Raw genomic sequence first — 21232 nt, 5'->3', positions numbered from 1 at the left:
TGCTCACTTGCCTATCAAGTCGAGGGTGCCGCGTCCCGAATCGGCCTGCCGTCGGGGGCGCAGGCGCGCGCGGGCAGCGAGGACGCGGTAGGTGGACCGGGCGACTTCGGGGCGGCCGGTGGCGAGCTGGATGGGGAGGAGCTGCCGGCCGAGGGCCTCGTTGGTCGTTCTGCGCTGAACGGCATCGAGCCGGCAGCCCCGCTCTGTCGGCGCAGCGCCGGGTTCCCGGCCCCTTGCGGGACGCTCCACGTAGCGACAGCACCAGGGGTGCCCGCCCGGTGGCCGGGGCGAGTGCTCTCAACCTGCCTGTCACCGTGAAGGTAGCCTCTTGTGATGCGTATCGGGATCGTCGGCACCGAGAACACTCATGTCGACCACATCGTCGGCCACCTCAACGTCCACGAGGCGGACGGCGACGCCCGCGTCGTGGCTCTCAGCGGCGGGCACAGTCGGCGCAACGACACGCTGGCGTCCACCGGAGGGATAGAAAAGATCGTCGACGAGCCCATCGGCCTGCTCGGACTGGTGGACGCCGTCATCATCGCGGACCGGCACGGTGCGCACCACCGCGACCAGGCGACCCCCTTCCTGACCGAAGGGCTTCCGGTATTCGTCGACAAGCCGCTGGCCTGCACCGTCGCGGACGCCCAGGCCATGATCGACACCGCCCTCGCCCACGACGCACCGCTCACGTCATCCTCGGCGCTCCGCTGGATTCCCGACACCGACGCGCTGGTCGCCCGGACTGCGCGGGGCGGGCAACCGCACGTGGTCGTCACCTCCGGACCTGCCGATCCCGACGGCGAGTACGGCGGGATCTTCTTCTACGGCATCCACCCGGTGGACGTAGCCCTCCGGCTCGCCCCCGGTGAGATCTCCGACGTACGCACGGACACCACCGACACCACAGTCAGCGCGTCATTCACCGCGGGCGGCACCCGTGTCCTCGTGAACTTCGTCAAGCCGAACGACACGCGCCAGATTCCCTTCCACGGAATGACGCTCACTCAGGACACCGTGGTCGAGCAGACCCTCACCCTCGACGCCCACTACTGCGTACCGGGTCTCGAAGCGTTCCTGGAGATGGCCCGTACGGGCAGGCCTCCGATCGGATACGGGGACTTGCTGCGCCCCATCGAGGTTCTGGAGTCCGTCGCCGCTGCCCTGCGCACGCGGTCGGCCGACTCCCGGTGAGGTGACGCCCCTTGATCCACCTGGACTTCGGCGGCCGCAGGGACGTCTGACGAGATCCCCGTGTCCACCGACCGGTGGACGTGTGGTTCAACTGGTAGGGGCTGCCGGAGGATTGGCTCTGCGGACCAGCATTTGAGGCATGAGAAACCTCAATCGCCCTGTACGTATGGCTCGTTGGAGCGCCAGGCATCCGTGGCGCGCGATCACCGGTTGGTTCGTCTTCGTCATTCTGTGTCTCGGCTTCGGGGTGGCCGTCGGCAGCAACGCGGCCACCACCGAGGACTTCTGGGTGGGGGAGGCGGGGCACGCCGAATCGATGGCCACCGAAGGCGGGCTGCAGCGCCGGCCCACCGAGCACGTGATGATTTCCTCCCGGTCCGGCCCACTGGACACGGCGGCGGCGGCTTCCGCGGTCCGCGACCTCACAGGCCGGATGGCCGACTTGCCCGAAGTGGACAGTGTGGCGGCCCCGGTCCGTTCCGAGGATGGCACGACTCTGCGTGTCACGGTGGTCCTGAAGGGCCCGGAGCTGGACGGCAAGAAGAATGTCGTTCCGCTCCTCGGCCAGACGGCGAAGGTGGCCGCCGACCACCCGGGCCTCGTCGTGGAGGAGACCGGATCGCCCGCCATCAGCAAGGGCGTCAACGACCAGCGTGGTGAAGACCTCGCCCTGTCGGAACGCATCACCCTGCCGGTCACGCTCATCATCCTGCTGCTCGTCTTCGGCTCGGTGGTCATGGCCGGTGTGCCGTTGCTGCTGGCGCTCTCCTCGATCGCCGCCGCCCTGGGCCTGGCCATGGCAGCCTCCCACTTCCTGCCCGACCCCGGGGTCGGGACCAACATGATCCTGCTCATCGGTCTGGCAGTGGGCGTCGACTACACGCTCTTCTACCTCAAGCGCGAGCGCGAGGAACGGGCCCACGCCGACGGCCGGCTCGGCCCCGAAGCGCTGGTGGAGCTCGCGGCGGCAACAGCGGGCCGGGCCATCGTGGTCTCCGGTCTTGCGGTGATCGTCTCCACCGCCACCCTCTATCTCGCCACGGACGTCATCTTCTCCTCGCTGGCGACGGGCACCATCCTGGTCGTGGCGGTCGCCGTGATCAGCTCTCTCACCGTGCTTCCCGCACTGTTGGTGAAGATCGGTCACCGTACGGGACGCCGTGCCGCCAAGAAGGCCGCCCGGCGGGCGCGCCGGGGCAAGCCGGTGGCCGAGAAGCCGGTGAAGCCCGAGAACGGGCGGGTGTTCGGCGCCCTGATGCGACCCGCACAGCGGCATCCCGTGATCACCCTGTGTGTATCCGTACTGGTCATGCTCGGTGTGGCAGCGCCGGCACTCGGCCTGAAGCTCATCGACCCGGGCAAGGACACGTTCTCGCGCTCCATCCCTGCCATGCAGGCGTACGACCGGCTGACCGAGAAGTTTCCCGAACTTCTCGTCAAGCACGAGGTCGTCGCCCGATCCACCCCGGACCGGGCCGGACAGGTGAAGCAGGCTCTGGCGGAACTGGGCCGGCGGGCCCAGACGGATCCGCTGTTCGCCCGGAACGCCGAGCCGGCGGTACACGCCTCGGCCGACGGGCGGATCACTGTCCTTGAGCTGGCTGTACCGTACCCGGCGCCCTCCGACCGGGCGATCGCGTCACTGGACCACATCCGGGAGAAATATCTGCCCGACACCGCAGGGAAGCTGCCCGGTGTGGAGACGGCGGTGAGCGGCGATGTGGCCCGCGGCCAGGACTACGTGGCGCACGAGAACAGCAAACTGCCGCTCGTCATCGGCTTCCTGCTGCTGTTGACCTTCGTGATGACCGTGGCGGCCTTCCGATCGGTGATGATCGGCCTGATCGGCGTCGTCCTCAACCTGCTGTCCGCGGCTGCCGCACTCGGAGCACTGGTCGCGGTCTTCCAAGGAACCTGGGCCGAGGGCCTGCTGGGCTTCGACTCCCTCGGCGCGATCGCATCGCGCGTACCGCTCTTCCTCTTCGTGATCCTCTTCGGCCTGTCGATGGACTACCAGGTGTTCGTGGTCAGCCGCATCAAGGAGGCCATGGAGCGCGGAATGACGGCTCGCGCCGCAGTGCTGGACGGCATCGGCCGGTCGGCAAAGGTGGTGACCAGCGCGGCGACGGTAATGGTCACGGTGTTCGCCGCCTTCGTCTTCCTGCACCTCACCGAGATGAAGCAGATGGGCTTCTGCCTGGCCGTCGCGGTGCTGCTGGACGCGGTGGTCATCCGGATGATGATCCTGCCGTCGATCCTTCTGCTCCTCGGGGAACATGCCTGGTGGCCCCTGCGTCGCTCGCGGCGGCCGGCGAACGCCGCCCACACCACGCGCCCGCTCCAGAACGTAGTCTGACGGACATGCTTCAACGACCGCAGCGCGGCGACCCGTTCTGGATATGGGCGCTCCACTGGTGGGAGGGTCTCTCCTGGGCGCTCATCGCACTCATAGGCCTGCTCACACTCGTGGGCGACACTCCTGCCGCCGCCAAGTCCGGGCTGCTTGCGCTGCTGGTCGTGCTCGCTCTCTGCTACGCGCTCGTGCGTGGCTTCCCCGACAACCCGGTACTGAGCCCGTACGGCTATCTGTGTGTGTTGATCCTCGCACTGGGCGGTCTCTCCTACCTCGGGGACGGTTTCGGTGTGCTGTACACCGTGACGCTGGCGCAGTTCGTCATCTTCGTGAACAGTCTTCGGTCCGCGATCGTCTACAGCGGGTTCGGCGCCCTGGCGATCACCGTCGGCGGCACCTTGAGGGAAGGCTGGGGAGCCGACGTCCTCACCACCAACACCATCTCGTCCCTCGGTGTGTACGCGGTGGGCGTGCTGATCGCGGCGCTGACGCCCAAGGCGCTGGATCTGCGGGACGAACGGGCCCAACTGCGTGAGGAGTTGAAGACAGCCCAACTGGAACTGTCCGAGGTGTACCAGCGCCAGGGCGCGGCGGAGGAACGCGAACGCCTCGCCCGGGAGATCCACGACACGCTCGCCCAGGGGTTCGCCTCCATCATCGTGCTCGCCGAGGCCGCCCGCTCCGGGCTCCGTGCCGACCCCGACCGAAGTGCCCAGCAGCTCCAGTCCATCGAGCAGACCGCCCGGGAGAACCTCGCGGAGGCCCGGGTCCTGGTGGGTGCCGCGCCCCGCAGCGGCGTGGCCGGCGGATCGGTCGCCACGACACTCCGCCGGACCCTGGACCGGTTCACCGAGGACACCGGCCTCACCGTCACGGCGGAACTGGCACAACCGACGGATGCCGAGTGCGACCAGCCGACCCGAATCGCACTGCTGCGGTGCACCCAGGAGTCCCTGGCCAACGTCCGCAAGCACGCGTCGGCATCTGCAGTGGGCGTCGTACTGGCAAGGCACCCCCACGGCATCGAGCTGGAGATCACCGATGACGGATGCGGATTCGTGGTCGAGGAGTCGCACGGCTTCGGTCTGAACGGTATGCGCAGACGCCTCGCCGAATTCGGCGGCGAGCTCACCGTCACCAGCTCGGTCGGCGACGGCACCCGGATCCTCGTGACCATCCCCATGAACGGTCAGGTATGACATGACAGCTCCAACACCGCGACAGAGCCCCCTGCGCGTCATTCTGGCCGACGACCATACGGTGATGCGCGCCGGGCTTGTAGCGCTGCTGGCCTCCGAACCAACCATCGACATCGTCGGCGAGGCCGGCGACGGCCGAGAGGCAGTGCGGCTCGTCGAGCAGCTCCAGCCGGACGTGGCACTTGTCGATCTACGGATGCCGGTTCTCGACGGGGTGGGCGCCACCGCCGAGATCGTCTCGCGCCCCGGGCGGACCAGGGTGCTGATCCTGACCACGTACGAAACCGATGCGGACATCGAGCGCGGCGTGGAGGCGGGAGCAACCGGCTATCTCCTCAAGGACGCAACCCGCGACCAACTCGTCGAAGCGATCCACTCGGCCTCCCGGGGCGAGACCGTCCTCGCCCCGCGCGTCGCGCAACGGCTGGTGGCCAGAATGCGGCAGCCCTCGCCCGTGACACTCACCCCGCGCGAGTCGGAGGTGCTCGACGCGGTGGCCGACGGACTGTCCAACGCGGAGATCGGCCGACGCCTGTTCATCGGGGAGGCCACGGTGAAGACCCATCTCCTGCGGATATTTGCCAAGCTCGACGTCAGCGACCGCACACGCGCGGTGGTTGTCGCCATGAACGGCGGCCTCCTCCAACGGCGTTAGACCCAGCCCCGGGTCACTGCCCCGGGGGTCCAACGGCCCCTCCTCGGATTCGCGCCACCCTTCCAGTCCCCGAGGGCGCAACATCGGCACCGCTGACATGCAGTAAAGGACCGACGGGTTCCTCCGCCGGGCTCCGGCACCGAGCGCTCAACCATCAACACGCTGCCGCACTGCCGAGACCTCTGGCCGAGACGATCCCTGACACGGTCGCAGCCTTGGATCCGGCGTTTATGAGCCATGGCAGACCCGATTGCGTCCCGCGAGTCCGGCCGTCCGACCACGAGGCCCGTACAGCGCTCTGTGCCCGCTGCATCGTCAGGACCGGGGCCGAGGCCACGCTGCCGTCCTGGCGGCGGCGAGCGGGATCCCGTCCGGCAGGGAAGGCCGTTCCGGCCCGGGCGGCCTTTCCCTGGTCGCTCCGGCCCTTGCCGTCCAATTGAAGGATACCCGTCAGAAAAGGCGGAACTGTAAAATCCCAATAGATTATCAGTATTACTAGTAACCCACTTGGTGGAAGGTCGAATTATTCGCATTCCGCCCGGCTGGTCCGCCTGGTTCATTGAAAATTGGACGGGGTGGCGAATGCTGCCATGGCGGTCCGGCGCATCAAGACGAGGCTTGAATCAGACGGTTGAGGGCGCCTGAAAGGGAAATGCAAACAGAGCGGGTTCGCCCGGCGTCCTCGCTCGGGTTCGCCTGGTCCGCAAGGCAGTTCACATGAGTCTCCGGGTGCGAATTCTTCAATGCGTGACAACCGACGTCCGAAGCGTCGGTCCAGCGAGCCCGCAGGAAGTCGTCAGTTCCTCCTTCGCGGTCTGTGCATTCTTCTGTACTGGTTCCTTCGTAAAGGTGCTGCGGATGGAAAATTGCGAACCACTGCCCGATGGCGATCCGGAGAAGGATTCCGGTCCGGTGCAGCGGGTGAGAGCGCTCGCACTCCCGGCGTGCGTTGTCCTGCGCGTGCTGGCTTATCCGTTCCTGCTGGTGGCCACAGTTTCGGTGGCCGCGGCGGCGCTGTGTCTCGACTGGGATCCGGAGCGTGTGAGCCCGCTCTTCCTGGTCGGCACCATCGCCTACCTCACCGTTCTCGAACGTCTGATTCCGTATCGGCGCGCCTGGCACCCGAGCCCCGGTGAATGGCGTTGGTACGGCATCTACTTCCTGCTGACGATGGCGGCCAGCGCCCTGGCGCAATATGCGGTCACCGCGGCTGTCTCCGTGGTGACGCCCGACGAACCGGCGTTCAATCTCTGGGCCGAAATACCCGCAGCCCTGCTGACCGGCTCACTGGCCAGTTATCTCGTGCACCGAATGGGGCACGCCAACCCGATATTGTGGCGACTGCACGGTGTGCACCATGTGCCGCAGAAAGTCAACGTCGCCAATAACGGTGTCAATCACGTTCTCGACATCGTCCTTGCGCAGGGGGCAGTGCAACTGGCTCTGGCGTCGGTCGGGTTCTCCCATGGCTCCGTCTTCGTCGTGGGTCTTTTCGTGGCAGCACAGGGCTATTTCGTCCATGCCAACATCGACGTGCGAATCGGCCGGCTCAATCATGTGCTCGCCAGTCCCGAACAACACCGCCTGCATCACAGCACCGAGCTGTCCGAGGCGGGCCACTACGGCTCGGATCTGTCGATCTGGGACCACCTCTTCGACAGCTACACCTGGCGGCCCGGCCGTGAGCCGATCGCGGTCGGAATCGGCGATCCCGAGTCGTTCCCCCCGACCGGCGAGATCGCCGACACCCTTCTCCACCCCTGGCGCCGTGCGAAGAGGGCCGGGCCCGGTTCCGTCTGACCGCTGTCTTCTTCGGGAAACCGCACCGCCCTCCCACATCCATGCCGTGCCGCTCTGCCACGACTTGAGGAGTACGACCTTGCCCGACGTGAACAGTGCCTCTGTGAGCGACAAAGTTGCGATCATCGGCATGGGCTGCCGACTGCCCGGCGGTGCATCGGACCACCGCACATACTGGCAGAACCTCATGGACGGCAAGGACTGCATCACACCGACACCGGCGGACCGATACGACGTCACGACGCTCGGCAGCAGATACAAGGAGAAACCCGGACGTCTGATCGGTGGCCGAGGTGGATACATCGACGGTTTCGACGAGTTCGACCCCGGATTCTTCGGTATCAGCCCGCGTGAGGCCGACCAAATGGACCCGCAGCAGCGCAAGCTGCTGGAGGTGGCCTGGGAGGCGCTGGAGGACGGCGGTCAGCGGCCATCGGAGCTTGCCGGAAGCAACGCCGCCGTGTTCGTCGGCGCGTTCACGCTGGACTACAAGATCCTCCAGTTCTCCGACCTGAGCTTTGCCTCACTGACCGCGCACACCGCCACCGGCACCATGATGACGATGGTCTCGAACCGTCTCTCGTACTGTTTCGACTTCCGAGGTCCCAGCCTGTCGATCGACACCGCGTGCAGTTCCTCCCTGGTGGCGGTGCACCTCGCCTGCCAGAGCCTGAACAACCGGGAGACCGATCTCGCGCTGGCCGGTGGCGTCCTGCTGCATTCGGCACCGCAGTACACCATCGCCGAGACGAAGGGCGGCTTCCTGTCGCCCGATGGCCGCTCGCGTACGTTCGACGCCACGGCCAACGGTTATGTACGGGCCGAAGGCGTCGGAATGGTCGCGCTCAAGCGGCTGGAGGACGCCGTACGCGACGGCGATCCGATCCACGCAGTGATCCTCGGCACGGGGGTCAACCAGGACGGCCGCACGAATGGCATCACCGTGCCCAGCGCGGATGCCCAGGTCGCCCTCATCCAACGCGTCTGCGCCGGAGCGGGCATCACCCCCGGTGCCCTGCAGTACGTGGAAGCGCACGGCACCTCGACACCTGTCGGCGACCCGATCGAGGCGAACGCACTGAGCCGGGCACTCGCCGTGGGCCGCAGCCCCGGTGCCACGTGCTACGTCGGGTCCGTCAAGACGAACATCGGGCACACCGAAGCGGCAGCGGGCATCGCCGGACTGATCAAGACCGTTCTCTGCCTCAAGCACCGCCGTATCCCGCCCCACATCAACCTGGAGCGGATCAACACGGCCATCGACCGGGAGTCCTCCCCTTACCGGATCCCGACCGCACCGACCGACTGGCCCGAGCACGAGGGCCCGGCACGGGCCGGGGTGAACGCGTTCGGCTTCGGCGGCACGAACGCGCATGTCGTGCTGGAGCAGGCACCCGAGCGTGAAGCACAGCCGGGCGTGCCCGGCGAACGGGCCTGGAATCTCCTTCCGTTGACTGCCCGGACCCCGGACGCCCTGCCGGAGCTGGCGGCGGGCATCCGCCGCGAGCTGGCAGGGGTCCAGGGGTCCGAGGTGTCGCTGCCCGACCTCGGATACACGCTTGCACGCCGCCGCCAGCACCTTGAGTCGCGCCTCTGCGTCGTGTACTCCTCACGGGCCGATCTGGACGAGGGGCTCGCCGCCTTCCTGCGGGATGAACCTCACCCCCGGGTGGTCCACGGCAGACAGCTCGACGTCGAACAGCGCGGCCTGGTCTGGGTCTTCACCGGAATGGGGCCGCAGTGGTGGGGCATGGGCCGCCAACTGTTCGAGGGCGATGAGGTGTTCCGGGACGCGGTCACCCGCTGCGATCTCGCCGTCCGCAAGCTTGCGGGCTGGTCCCTCATCGAGGAGATGACGGCCGACGAAGCCGGATCGCGCATGGGCGGGACATGGCTTGCGCAGCCGGCCAACTTCGCCTTACAGGTGGGACTCGCGGCCATGTGGCGCGAGCACGGTGTGCGGCCCGACGCCGTGGTCGGTCACAGCACCGGCGAGATCGCCGCCTTCTACGAGGCGGGGGTCTACACACTGGAGGACGCGGTCAGGATCGTGGTACACCGCAGCCGGCTCCAGCAGAGGCTCACCGGGACCGGCACGATGCTCGCCGTGAGTCTGCCGGAGGAGGAGGCACAGCTCCGGGCGGGCGCGTACGGGGACCGGGTGTCCGTGGCCGCGGTCAACAGCCCCTCGGCGGTCACGCTGGCCGGGGACCGGGACGCACTGGCCGAGCTGGCGGACGGGCTCCGCTCCGAGCAGATCTTCGCCAAGTTTCTGACGGTGCAGGTCCCGTACCACAGCGCGGGCATGGAGGCGATCAAGGACGAACTGCTGGCCTCACTGGACGGGCTGGCCCCCCGGGCAGCGACGGTTCCGCTGTATCTGACGGGCCAGGAGGGCACGGCGCACGGCAGTGAGCTGGACGCGGGCTACTGGTGGAAGAACGTCCGCCACCGGGTCCGCTTCCGCTCGGCCGTCGACCGGCTCGCCGACGACGGGTACGGGCTGTTTCTGGAGATCGGCCCGCATCCGGTGCTCGGTCACTCCATCCGTGAATGCCTCGACGGCCGGGGGACGGACGTACGTACCCTTCCGTCGATCCGCCGCCAGGAGAACGAACCGGAGCGCTTCGCCGCCTCGCTGGCAGAGCTGCACAACCTCGGTGTCGCCGTCGCGTGGGAAACCCTGCACCCGGTGGGCACTCCGGTGGCCCTTCCCCGCTACCCGTGGAAGCGCGACCGCCACTGGACGGAACCCGGCCCCGTGGCGCAGGTCCGCCTCGGGCACGCCGACCACCCTCTGCTGGGCCGCCGCACGACACACACCGAACCGACCTGGCACACCACCCTGGACACCGAGCGGCTGCCCTACCTCGACGACCACCGCATCCAGTCCACTGTGGTCTTCCCGGCAGCGGGGTATCTGGAGATGGCCACGCAGGCGGTCCGATCCCTGACCGGCGGCACCCATGCCGTACTGACGGACATCGAATTCCGCAAAGCGCTCTTCCTGCCCGAGGGCGAGGACCGGGCCGTGCGTCTCACGCTCTCCTCGCAGAACGCGGCGTTCACGATTGCTTCGGCAGGGGCGGACGAGGGCGACCGGGCAGTGCACGCGAGCGGTGTCGTGCGTTCCGGGCAACCGCGCCCGGCCGGCCCGCCTGTCGATACCGCCGCCCTCCGGGCACGCACCCTGCGCCGGCTGGACGGCAAGGACTGCTACGCGGCGCTGGCCGCTCTGGGTTACGACTACGGTCCCGCGTTCCGGGCCATCGAAGAGGTGTGGATCGGTTCCGGTGAGGTGCTCGCCCGGCTCCGCCCGCCTGCGGTGATCGGTGACGACGCGGCCCGACACCACATCCATCCCGTGCTGCTCGACGCCTGCTTCCAGTCGTTGCTGACGACGCAGCTCCTCGAAGACGGCGAGGACCGGCAGACCTCCGGCATCCGCCTGCCCCTGTCGATCGACGAGGTGTGCCTCGCCCCGGCGGGAGACCAGCCGATCTGGGTGCATGCCACCGTGACCCGCAGCGACGGGGACGAGCTCGTCGGGGACATCGACGTCTACGCGGACAGCGGTGAACCTCTGGGCGGTATCGGTGGGTTCCGCGCAGCCGACGTGGAAAAGGCGTCCACGGCGGTCGGACTCGGCACGATTGATTCCTGGCTCGCCGAGACCGTCTGGATCGACAGGCCCTTCGACGCCGCCGAGAACGAGGCCGACTCCGGCAGTCCCGTCTCCACCGGCAGTGACTGGCTGGTGTTCGTCGATCGGCAAGGCGTGGGCGACGCCCTGAGCGCCCTGCTCACCGCGCGCGGCGAGCGCTGCCACCTCGTGCGTCCCGGGGACTCGTACCGGAAGGGGGGCGAGGGAAGGGAATCCACTGTCGTCCCGGGGTCCGCCACGGACCTGGAGCAGCTCTTCGCCGACCTGGGCACGGGCGGCAGGGACGGCGAGGGCGGCCGGCCCTCCTTCGGCACCATCGTGCATCTGTGGAATCTCGACCTGCCGCACCTTGCTGAGGCCTCGCGGCAGGACCTCGTACGGCACAGCGGCACCGGGACGTACTCACTGATCGCCCTCGCCCGGACGCTGCTGCGCCACGGGGCCGGCGGCCGGCTGCACATCGTGACCCGCGGCGCGCAGCACGTCGAGCCAGGCGAGAGCGTCGAACCTCTGGGGGCACCCGCGTGGGGGGTCGGCCGGGTGCTCAGGCACCAGGAGTTGATCTCCCACCGCGGCAAGCTGATCGACCTGGATCCCGGCCGTCCGGAAGACGAGGGATGCCTGGCCGAGGCGCAGGCGCTGCTGCGCGAGATCCTGACCGACGACGAGGAGGAGATCGCGCTGCGTGGCGCCGGCCGCCTCACCAGCAGGGTGCGGCGGGCCGAAGGGCTGACCCGCCCCCTGCCGCTGAACCTGCGCGCCGACGCGAACTACCTTGTCACCGGCGCCTTCGGGGCGCTCGGCCGGCTGCTCTGCCGGACACTCGTACGGCGTGGGGCGCGCAGTCTGATCCTGATCGGACGCACCGCGCTGCCGGAGCGCTCCGCCTGGCGCGGTCTTGATCCCGCTACTGCCGAGAGCCGTGCCGTGGCATTCGTCAAGGAGTTGGAGGCGCTCGGGGCGCGGGTCGTCCTGGCACCGCTCGACATCACCGATGAGGCCGCGTTCACGGCCTGGCTCGAAGCTCACCGGCACACCGACCCGCTGCCGGTCCGCGGGGTGTTCCATCTCGCCGGGCAGGTCCGCGACACACTCGTCGCGGACATGGACCGACGGACGTTCGCCGAGGCACACGATCCCAAGGCCGTCGGCGCGTATCTGCTGCACCGGCATCTGCGGGACGAACCGCTCGACCACTTCGTCCTGTTCGCCTCGATCGCTTCGCTCATGACCACGGCGGGCCAGACGAACTACGCCGCCGGGAACGCGTTTCTGGACGCGCTGGCCCAGCACCGTCGGGCGCTCGGCCTGCCGGGGCTGAGCGTCGACTGGGGGCCGTGGGCCACCGGCATGATCGAGGAGCTGGGGCTCGTCGACCACTATCTCCACAGCCGTGGGATGAGTTCGCTCGCACCGGACGTCGGCATGGCGGTCCTGGAACGGGTCATCGGCCAGGACCGGGCCCAACTGCTCGTCGCCACTGTCGTCGACTGGCCGGTGTTCCTGGCCTGGTACCCCTCCCCGCCCTCGCTGGTGGCCGAACTGGCGGCGACGGCCTCGGCCACGACGGTCGACGGGACGAGCGACGGCATCCTCGACACCTTCCGCAATGCGGACGCGACGGAACGCCTCGCCCTGGTGACCAGGCGGTTCACCGCAGTGGCCGCCTCGGTGCTGCGGACGAACCCCGATCAGATCGATCCGCAGGCCGGCCTCAACGCGCTGGGACTCGACTCGCTCCTGGCGATGGAGCTGCGCGCCCGGCTCAGCTCCGAACTCGGCGTGGCTCCCCCCGTGGTGGCTCTGCTGAGCGGAACATCGGCCGGCGAACTGATCGCACAGCTCCACGACGCCCTGTCCGAGTCGGTGGCGTTGGCAGCCGGCGGTGACGACACGGCGGCGGTGGAGGTCTTCGAGGACGAGTTCCGCCATCCACTGACGCAGAACCAGAAGGCCCTGTGGTTCCTCAGGCAGCTCAACCCCGAGGGCCACGCGTACAACATCGGGGGCGCGGTCGAGGTCCGCGTCGCTCTCGACCCCGACCTGATGTTCGAGGCTGTCCGCTGCCTGGTCGCACGCCACCCCGCGCTGCGGACCAACTTCCTCACGGTGGACGGACTGCCGTTGCAGCAGGTGTCGTCGGACCGGAGCCCGGACATCGCGCTGTTCGATGTGCAGGACCAGGAATGGGAGGAGATCCACCGCACGATTGTGGCCGAGTACCGCAGGCCGTACGACCTGGAGTGTGACCCGCTCTTCCGCTTCCGCCTCTTCAAGCGTGACCACGACCGCTGGGTGATCATGAAAGCGGTCCACCACATCGTCTCCGACGCGATCTCGACGTTCACCTTCATCGAGGAGCTCCTCGCGGTGTACGAGGGGCTGCGCCAGGGCCGTGCGCCCTCGCTGCCGCCGGTCACCGCGCGCTATCTGGACTTCCTCAACGCGCAGAACCGCTTCCTGGCCGGTCCCGCGGCGCAGCGCATGCTCGACTACTGGCGCTCGCATCTGCCGCCCGAGGTGCCGGTCCTGGAGCTGCCCGTCGACAAGCCCCGTCCGGCCGTGCAGACACACAACGGAGCCTCGGAATTCTTCGTACTGGACACGGCCCTCACCGCCCGCGTCCACGCCCTGGCCCGCGAGCACGACATGACCCCGTTCATGGTGCTGCTCAGCGCCTACTACGTACTGCTGCAGCGCTATTCCGGTCAGGACCACGTCATCGTGGGCAGCCCGGTCACCGGCCGGACCGAGCAGGAGTTCGCCTCCGTCTACGGATACTTCGTCAACCCGCTTCCGCTGCACGCGGACCTGTCCGGCGCGCCTTCAGTCGCCCAGCTGCTGCAACAGGTCCGTACGACCGTGCTGGGCGGCCTCGACAACCAGGAGTACCCATTCGTCCTGCTGGTCGACAAGCTGGGGCTCCAGCACGACCCCAGCCGCTCCGCGGTGTTCCAGGCCATGTTCATCCTGCTGACCCACAAGGTTGCCACCGAGAAATACGGCTATCGGCTCGATTACATCGAACTCCCGGAAGAGGAGGGGCAGTTCGATGTCACCCTGTCCGTCTACGAGGACGAGGCGGAGCATCGGTTCCACTGCGTTCTCAAATACAACACCGACCTGTTTCTGCCGGAGACCATGCGGCGGATGGCATCGCACTACACCACACTGCTCGACAGCATGACCCGGGCGGCGGCCGATCACCCCACCACCCGGCTGGAGATGCTGGGCGCTCAGGAGCGTGAGCGGCTGGTCAGTGAGTGGAGCGGCGCCGGGCGCGCCGCCCTGCCCCCTGGAGCAGGAGAGCGCGAGTCGGACGGCGTCCGCCCGGTGCATCAGCTGATCAGCGCGGTCGCCGCCCGGTGCCCGGACACCGTCGCCGTCACGGTCCCGGCCCGTCACGGGACGGCCCTTCGGCTGACGTACGCGGAACTGGACCGTCGCTCCGGGGAGCTGGCCCGGCGGCTGCGGGGGCTGGGGGTCGGAGCCGGCTCGGTGGTGGCGCTGTGCCTGGACAAGTCGTCAGACCTCGTCGTCGCGCTGCTCGCCGTGCTCAAGGCAGGTGGCGCCTACCTACCTGTCCCGCCCGACCACCCGGCCGACCGCGTCGCCCACACCGTGCGGACGGCGGCCGCGACCCTCGTCGTCGTCGAGGACGACGTCTGCAGGGACCGGATGGCAGGACTGCCGGCCGAGACGCTGACGCTGCGGGAGCTGTACGAAGCGGACGAGGAGCGGGTGCCCGCGGTCGGCGTCGAGGACCTGGCAGGCCTCGACTCACCCGCCTACGTCATCCACACTTCCGGTTCGACGGGGCACCCCAAGGCCGTCCAGGTCAGCCACCGGAACCTCGCCTCGGCGTACGGAGCCTGGCTCCAGGAGTACAGGCTGGACCTCGACGTCCGGGTTCATCTCCAGATGGCGGCCCCGTCGTTCGACGTCTTCACCGGTGACCTGGTGCGCGCGCTGTGCTCGGGAGGCAATCTGGTACTGGTCGACCGCGATCTTCTCTTCGACACCGAACGCCTGTACCGGACCATGCGCGAGGAGCACGTCGACTGTGCGGAGTTCGTCCCCGCTGTCGTACGCGGCCTCATGGACCACTGCGAACGCGAGGGCCTGCGGCTGGATTTCATGCGTCTGCTGGTCGTCGGGTCCGACGCGTGGAAGGCCGGGGAATACCGAAGGCTGCGCGACCTGTGCGGACCCCGCACCCGCCTGATCAACTCCTACGGGGTCACCGAGGCCACCATCGACAGCGCCTGCTTCGAAGGACCCGTCGACGACCTGGAACCCGGCCGGACGGTGCCCATCGGGCGTCCCCTGAGCAACAGCACGCTCCATGTGCTCGATCGGCACGGTGAGCCGGTGCCGCCCGGTGTGCCGGGCGAACTGTGGATCGGCGGCGACGGCGTCGCACTCGGCTACGCGGGCGACCCCGCACAGACGGCCCAGCGATTCGTGACCCGGACACTGAGCCGGGAGCCGGGCGCCGAACCCGTACGCCTCTACCGGAGCGGCGACGCGGCACGCTGGGACGCGAACGGCCGGGTCCATCTGCTCGGGCGGGTCGACGACCAGGTCAAGCTCCGCGGCCATCGGATCGAGATCGGCGAGATCGAGGCACACCTCGCCCAGTGGCCCCAGCTGGCCCGGACGGTCGTCACGGTGCGCCCCGACGCCCGGGGGGAGGATGCGCTCTGCGCCTACTGCGTACCGGCGGACGGAGCAGCGCTGGACCGGCGCGCGTTGCGCCGGCACCTCGCGGGACTGCTGCCCGCGTACATGGTTCCTTCGCACTTCGTCGCATTACCGGAACTGCCGCTGACCGCCAACGGAAAGGTCGATGTCGCGGGCCTGCCGACACCCCGGTTCGACGCCGACGACGAGCCGGAGGAGATGCTCGGCACACCGTTCGAGGAGAGCATGGCGCGGCACTGGAGGGAGCTGCTCGGGCTGGAGCGGGTCGGCCTCACGCACGAGTTCTTCGAGGCCGGCGGCAGCTCCATCAAGCTGATCGAGCTGATCCACCGGCTGCGGCAGGAGTTCGGCGTCGGCATCCCCGTCAGCCTCCTGTACCGGGTCACGACCCTGCACGGGATGGCCGCGACGGTGGAGCGTCTTGCCACCGGCGGCAGCTCGGACGACCTGCCGTGCCTGAGCTTCAACAGCGATCGGGAGCCGACAGTGTTCTGCTTCCCACCGGCGGGCGGCCACGGACTCGTCTACCGGACATTCGCCGCCCAGCTGACCGAGTACCGGCTGATCGCCTTCAACTACGTCCCGGGCGAGAACAAGGTGACCCGCTACGCCGACCTCGTCGAGTCCCTCCGGCCCGAGGGCAGATGCCTGCTGCTCGGCTACTCCCTCGGCGGAAACCTCGCATTCGAGGTGGCCAAGGAGCTCGAAGGCCGGGGACGCGACGTCGCCCATGTGATCGTCCTGGACTCGCACCGCATTCTGGAGCCCTACGTCCCCGGCCCCCAACACTTCGAGTTCTTCGAGGCGGAACTGGCCGAACACCTGCTCAAGCACACAGGGTCGGAGATCGTCGCTCGCGAAACCCTTGACCACGCGGCGGAGTACCTGGCGTTCTGCGGCCGCACACCGAACCTCGGTGTGGTGTCCGCGACCGTCAGCGTTGTCACGGACGAGGAGAAGACAGCACTCTACGACGCCGGCGAACGCGGCACCTGGCATGGCAGCTCCACCACGGCCACGGCGGTACTGCGCGGCTCCGGAATCCACTCCGACATGCTCGACCCCAAGCACGTGGCCCGCAACGCCGAGCTGGTGCGCGGCATCCTCCAGGAGGGCGGCGCCGATGGCCGGTGACGAGGGCGACGCGTGGAGCGCCGAAGAGCGGGAGACGGACGGCAGGCCGCGTGTCATCGTGATCGGTGCCGGCGTCGCCGGAATGTCCACCGGGTGCTATGCGCAGATGAACGGGATGCGGTCCCGTATCTTCGAAAAGCATGTGCTGCCCGGGGGCTGCTGCACGGCCTGGTCGCGCGACGGCTACATCTTCGACTACTGCATCGAATGGCTGATCGGTACGGCCGCCGGCAACGACGCCCATCAGGTGTGGCGCGAACTGGGGGCGCTCGACGGCAAGACCATCACCAACTTCGAGATGTTCAACCGAGTCGTCGACGAGACCGGCCGCTCAGTGGTCTTCTACAACGACCCGGACCGGCTGGAGCGGCATCTGCTCGGTCTCTCGCCCGCCGACGCCCGGCTGATCCGCTCGTTCTGCCGAGACCTGAGGCGATTCATCGGCATCGAGCTGTACCCGTTCCTCACCGCCCCCGCCCTGCGGACCGTGCGGGAGAGAGCGGCGACGCTGCGCACGGTCCTGCCCGCGTTCCGTCTGTTCTGGCGTACGGCGGCGACACCGATGCACCAGTTCGCCGACCGGTTCCAGGACCCGTTGCTGCGGCGGGCGTTCCGCAACATCTTCTTCCAGGACCCGGAGGGCTTCCCGCTGCTCCCGTACCTGTTCAACATGGCCAGCGCCCATCACCACAACGCCGGTTTCCCGCAAGGAGGTTCGTTGGGACTGGCCCGGTCGATCGAGGAGCGGTACAAGGCGCTGGGCGGTGAGATCAGCTACCGGGCACGGGCCGAACGGATCCTCGTCGAGGACGGGCGTGCCATCGGCATCGAACTGCGCAACGGCAGACGGTACTACGCCGACCATGTCGTCTCGGCCTGTGACGGCCACACCACGATCCACGGTCTCCTGCAGGGCCGGTTCACCGGTCCGCGGATCGACAAGCTGTACAACGACCTGCTGCATCGTCCGGGCACCTTGTTCCCCGCGGTGGTCTCGGCCTTCGTCGGGGTCCGGGGCGACCTCGGCCCCGACCGGGCGCACAGCACCACGTACCTGCTCTCTCCCGAGGACGCCGTCCAGCTGCCCGGCGCACTGCAGAGCAGTCTGGTGGTCCAGTTGCGCTCCCACTACTCGGACGGATTCGCCCCGCCCGGAAGGTCGGTGGTCCACTGCACGTACTTCAGCGACTTCGCCTACTGGCAGGCGCTGCGCGCCGTCGACCGCAAGGAGTACCGGGCGAAGAAGCGCCAAGTGGCCGATTTCGTAAGGAACTTCCTGGAACGCCGCCTGCCGGGTACGGCCGAGCGCATCGAGCTGGTAGATGTTGCTTCCCCGGCGACGACCCGGCGCTACACGGGTAACCACGACGGCTCCATTCTGGCCTGGAAGGCGTTCTCCGAGGCAGACGACATCGCGGCCGAGCTGGTGGGCAAGGACCGGATGCGCCTGCCGGGCCTGCGCGGATTCTCCATGGCCGGGCAGTGGGTCGGCATGGGCGGCTTGATCCGTGCCGCGTCGACCGGCCGCTTCGTCGTCCAGTACCTCTGCGACGAGCTGGGACGCGGGTTCACGGTGTCCGAGAGCCAAGGCGGCGAGCCATGGCATCCCGGAAAGCTGGGCCGTCTGCCGCAGCTCGACAGATGGTCCGCGCGCGGGGAAACCCGCACATGAACACCGAGGAGAGCAGGTTCATGTCGCGTTCCGAACGACAGTCGATGATCATCATTGGTGCAGGGCTCGGCGGTCTGTCCACCGGCTGCTATGCCCGGATGAACGGCTATCGGACCCATGTCCTGGAGATGCATGAACTGCCGGGCGGCTGCTGCACGGCCTGGGACCGCGGCGACTTCACCCTGGATCCCTGTGTCAGCTGGCTCCTCGGCAGCGGCCCCGGCAATGAGATGCACCAGATCTGGCTGGAGCTCGGCGCGTTGCAGGGCAAGGAAGTACGGCATTTCGATGTGTTCAACGTCGTGCGCGGCCGGTGCGGCCGGGCCGTTTACTTCTACTCCGACCCCGACCGGCTACAGGCCCATCTGACGGATATCTCGCCTGCCGACTCCGCTCTCATCCGCGACTTCTGCAAGCAACTGCGCACCTTCCGTAAATGCCTCGCCGTCTATCCGTTCCTCAAGCCGGTCGGGCTGATGCCGAGGCTGGAACGATGGCGGATGCTGGCTTCCTTCGTCCCGTACTTCAACGTCGTGCGCAAATCCATCAGCGTACTGATGACCGACTACTCGGCGAGGTTCAAGGACCCCCTGCTGCGTGAGGCGTTCAATTTCATCCTGTACGAAAAGCATCCGGCGTTCCCGGTGCTGCCGTTCCACTTCCAGCTCGCCTCCCACGCGAACCTCTCCGCGGGCGTCCCCGAGGGCGGATCGCTCGGACTGGCGCAGTCCATCGAGCGCCGCTACCGCAGGCTCGGCGGCCAAGTCACCTACAACGCCAAGGTCGAAAAGGTGCTGGTCGAGGACGACCGTGCGGTCGGAGTTCGGCTGAGCGACGGCAGCGAACTGCACGCCGACATCGTCGTCTCGGCCTGCGACGGCCGCACCACGATGATGGATCTGCTCGGTGGCCGCTACCTCAACGAGGCGTACCACCGCCTCTACACCCGGACCATCCGTGAACCCGGCATGGTGTTCCCCGGATACTTCACGCTCTTCCTCGGCCTCCGCCGGGACTTCCCCGACGCCGAGCCCTGCACGACCTATCTGCTCGACGAAGCGGAAGCGGCTGGCCTGACCGGCCTACGTCACCCGAGCATCAACGTCCAGTTCCGCAGCAGGCATTACCCGGAGCTCTCCCCACGTGGGACGAGCATCGCGTACGTCACCTACTTCTGCGACATCGCCCCCTGGCGGGCTCTGGACGAAGGACCGGAGCAGGCGACGCGGACCCGTGGCGGCCAGGAACTCCACACGCTGCCGGTACGCCATGGTCGCGGGTACTACGCGGCCAAGCGGCGGGCCCGCGACGCACTCGTCGAATTCCTGGAACGGCGCCACCCCGGCATCGCGGACGCGATCGCAGTGCGCGATGTGTCGAGCCCGCTCACCCAGGTCCGCTACACGGGCAACTACGACGGCACAGTGCTCGGCTGGCAGCCGTTCGTGGAAAGCGGGGAGACGTTGGAGACGCTCATCAAGAAGCACGGACCCGGCCTGCCGGGACTGCGGAATTTCTATCAGTCCGGCGTATGGGCGACGACGGGCGGCCTGATCCGCGCAGCGGCGGCAGGCCGGCATGTCATGCAGTTCATCTGCCGGGACGACGGCCGGACTTTCACCGCGTCCGTCGACGAGAGCGGGCCGCCCCCCACCCATCTGGTCGTTCCGGTGGGGCCCGGACCGGACGCGCGGTCCGTCTTGGAGGACTGCTCGTCTCCTGTGGAGAGAAAGGGAATGGGATGAGGGCCAGGAAATGGGTGGTACGTGCGCACATCGAAGGCGTCCCCGACGTCGAGAGGGTCTATGGGCTGGTCGAGGAGGATCTCGACGTCGGCCTCGCCCCGGACGAGATGCTGCTGAGGACGCGGTACGTATCGGTGGACCCCTACCTCCAGGGCATCGCGCTGGACACCCCTCTCGGTGCGCACATGGGCGCCGACTCGATCATGGAGGTGCTGGAAGCGGGTCCTCTGGCGGCCCACCGGCCCGGTGATCTGGTGCAGGGGTTCGGCGGCTGGCGCACCCATCTCATCAGCAACGGCGCGGCCACCCCCTGGCAGACCGGGACGTTTCCGATGGTCTTTCCCGCCTTCCGCCGCCTGGACCCCTGCTGGTACGACGACGCGCTTCCGCTTCCCACCGCGTTGAGTGTCATGGGCGGTCCCGGTATGACGGCCTGGGGCACCCTGACCAAGTTCATGTCGGTCCGCTCGGGAGACACCGTCGTGATCAGTGGTGCCTCCGGCTCCGTCGGTTCGCTGGTCGGCCAGCTGGCCAAGCTCGCGGGCGCCCGGGTGGTGGGCACCACCTCGACGACGGAGAAGGCGGAATATCTCGACGAGCTGGGATTCGACGCGGTCGTCGTCTACCGCCACGGGGACAGCTGCGAAGCGGTGCGGTCCGATCTCACCCGGGCCGCACCGGACGGAGTCGACAAGTACTTCGACAATCTCGGTGGCACGGTGACGGACGCCGTGTTCTCCATGCTCAACGTAGACAGTCAGGTGGCCGTGTGCTGGCAGTGGGCCACCCAGGTCGGCCGGGAGGTCACCGGGCCACGGCTGCTGCCGTACATCATGTTCCCGCGCACATCCGTGCGCGGCATCTTCTCGCTGGAATGGTTCACCGAGCAGAACTGGCGCGCACTCCACGACGAGCTCGGCGGCAGGATCCGGAGGGGCGAGGTCCGCTGCGGGCACACCCTCCACCACGGCTTCGAGAACATCCCGGACGCCTATCGGAGCCTCTACCAGGACACGGGAGCGAGCCGGGGCAAGGTGCTGGTCGAGCTCTGACCGCCGTTTCCCGAACCCATTTTCCACCGGCCCGCCCAGCCGCAGCCCCTCCCGTACTCG

10 protein-coding genes are annotated in these 21232 nt (G+C 68.2%); 9 read left to right on the top strand and 1 reads right to left on the bottom strand.

What is annotated here, in order from left to right; all coding sequences use genetic code 11:
• Positions 1-3: 3 nt before the first annotated feature.
• Entirely contained in the window at positions 4-249 is a 246-nt protein-coding gene (locus ACFVYE_RS13370) for a hypothetical protein (protein WP_383964187.1), read from the bottom strand.
• An 84-nt stretch (positions 250-333) separates the two neighbouring features.
• Here ACFVYE_RS13370 and ACFVYE_RS13365 point away from each other — a divergent pair, with 84 nt between their 5' ends.
• From ACFVYE_RS13365 to ACFVYE_RS13325, 9 genes are all read left to right on the top strand, one after another.
• Complete coding sequence (locus ACFVYE_RS13365) at positions 334-1194, top strand: Gfo/Idh/MocA family protein (protein WP_389605534.1); 861 nt, start codon at positions 334-336, stop codon at positions 1192-1194.
• A 139-nt stretch (positions 1195-1333) separates the two neighbouring features.
• Entirely contained in the window at positions 1334-3550 is a 2217-nt protein-coding gene (locus tag ACFVYE_RS13360) for an MMPL family transporter (RefSeq protein WP_383964181.1), read from the top strand.
• 5 nt (positions 3551-3555) lie between these two features.
• Positions 3556-4746 (top strand): sensor histidine kinase, encoded by a 1191-nt coding sequence (locus ACFVYE_RS13355; RefSeq protein WP_389605531.1) that lies wholly within the window; start codon positions 3556-3558, stop codon positions 4744-4746.
• A 1-nt stretch (position 4747) separates the two neighbouring features.
• Positions 4748-5401 (top strand): response regulator, encoded by a 654-nt coding sequence (locus ACFVYE_RS13350; RefSeq protein ID WP_383964175.1) that lies wholly within the window; start codon positions 4748-4750, stop codon positions 5399-5401.
• Between the two features lie 858 nt (positions 5402-6259).
• A complete protein-coding gene (locus ACFVYE_RS13345; protein WP_389605657.1) occupies positions 6260-7201 on the top strand; it encodes a sterol desaturase family protein in 942 nt (313 codons plus the stop codon).
• 79 nt (positions 7202-7280) lie between these two features.
• Positions 7281-16703 carry an amino acid adenylation domain-containing protein gene (locus ACFVYE_RS13340; RefSeq protein WP_389605529.1) on the top strand — a complete coding sequence of 3141 codons (9423 nt, stop codon included), beginning with the start codon at positions 7281-7283 and terminating at the stop codon, positions 16701-16703.
• Positions 16693-18375, top strand: a complete 1683-nt coding sequence (locus ACFVYE_RS13335; RefSeq protein WP_383964169.1) for a phytoene desaturase family protein — start codon at positions 16693-16695, stop codon at positions 18373-18375. The genes ACFVYE_RS13340 and ACFVYE_RS13335 overlap by 11 nt, the downstream gene beginning before the upstream one ends.
• A 20-nt stretch (positions 18376-18395) precedes the next feature.
• Positions 18396-20120: a phytoene desaturase family protein gene (locus ACFVYE_RS13330; RefSeq protein WP_383964166.1), complete on the top strand. Its 1725-nt coding sequence runs from the start codon at positions 18396-18398 to the stop codon at positions 20118-20120.
• Entirely contained in the window at positions 20117-21172 is a 1056-nt protein-coding gene (locus ACFVYE_RS13325; protein WP_389605526.1) for an MDR family NADP-dependent oxidoreductase, read from the top strand. Before ACFVYE_RS13330 ends, ACFVYE_RS13325 begins: the two co-directional genes overlap by 4 nt.
• Positions 21173-21232 lie beyond the last annotated feature (60 nt).

Source organism: Streptomyces sp. NPDC058239 (assembly GCF_042882185.1).
Lineage (GTDB): Bacteria > Actinomycetota > Actinomycetes > Streptomycetales > Streptomycetaceae > Streptomyces.
This window is presented reverse-complemented; position numbering and strand designations above follow the sequence as displayed.

Bases quoted from the DNA above. Each gene is read 5' to 3' on its own strand.
- ACFVYE_RS13360 (WP_383964181.1), top strand. From the start codon at position 1,334: ATGAGAAACCTCAATCGCCCTGTACGTATGGCTCGTTGGAGCGCCAGG.
- ACFVYE_RS13325 (WP_389605526.1), top strand. From the start codon at position 20,117: ATGAGGGCCAGGAAATGGGTGGTACGTGCGCACATCGAAGGCGTCCCC.
- ACFVYE_RS13350 (WP_383964175.1), top strand. From the start codon at position 4,748: ATGACAGCTCCAACACCGCGACAGAGCCCCCTGCGCGTCATTCTGGCC.
- ACFVYE_RS13355 (WP_389605531.1), top strand. From the start codon at position 3,556: ATGCTTCAACGACCGCAGCGCGGCGACCCGTTCTGGATATGGGCGCTC.
- ACFVYE_RS13345 (WP_389605657.1), top strand. From the start codon at position 6,260: ATGGAAAATTGCGAACCACTGCCCGATGGCGATCCGGAGAAGGATTCC.
- ACFVYE_RS13335 (WP_383964169.1), top strand. From the start codon at position 16,693: ATGGCCGGTGACGAGGGCGACGCGTGGAGCGCCGAAGAGCGGGAGACG.
- ACFVYE_RS13330 (WP_383964166.1), top strand. From the start codon at position 18,396: ATGTCGCGTTCCGAACGACAGTCGATGATCATCATTGGTGCAGGGCTC.
- ACFVYE_RS13365 (WP_389605534.1), top strand. From the start codon at position 334: ATGCGTATCGGGATCGTCGGCACCGAGAACACTCATGTCGACCACATC.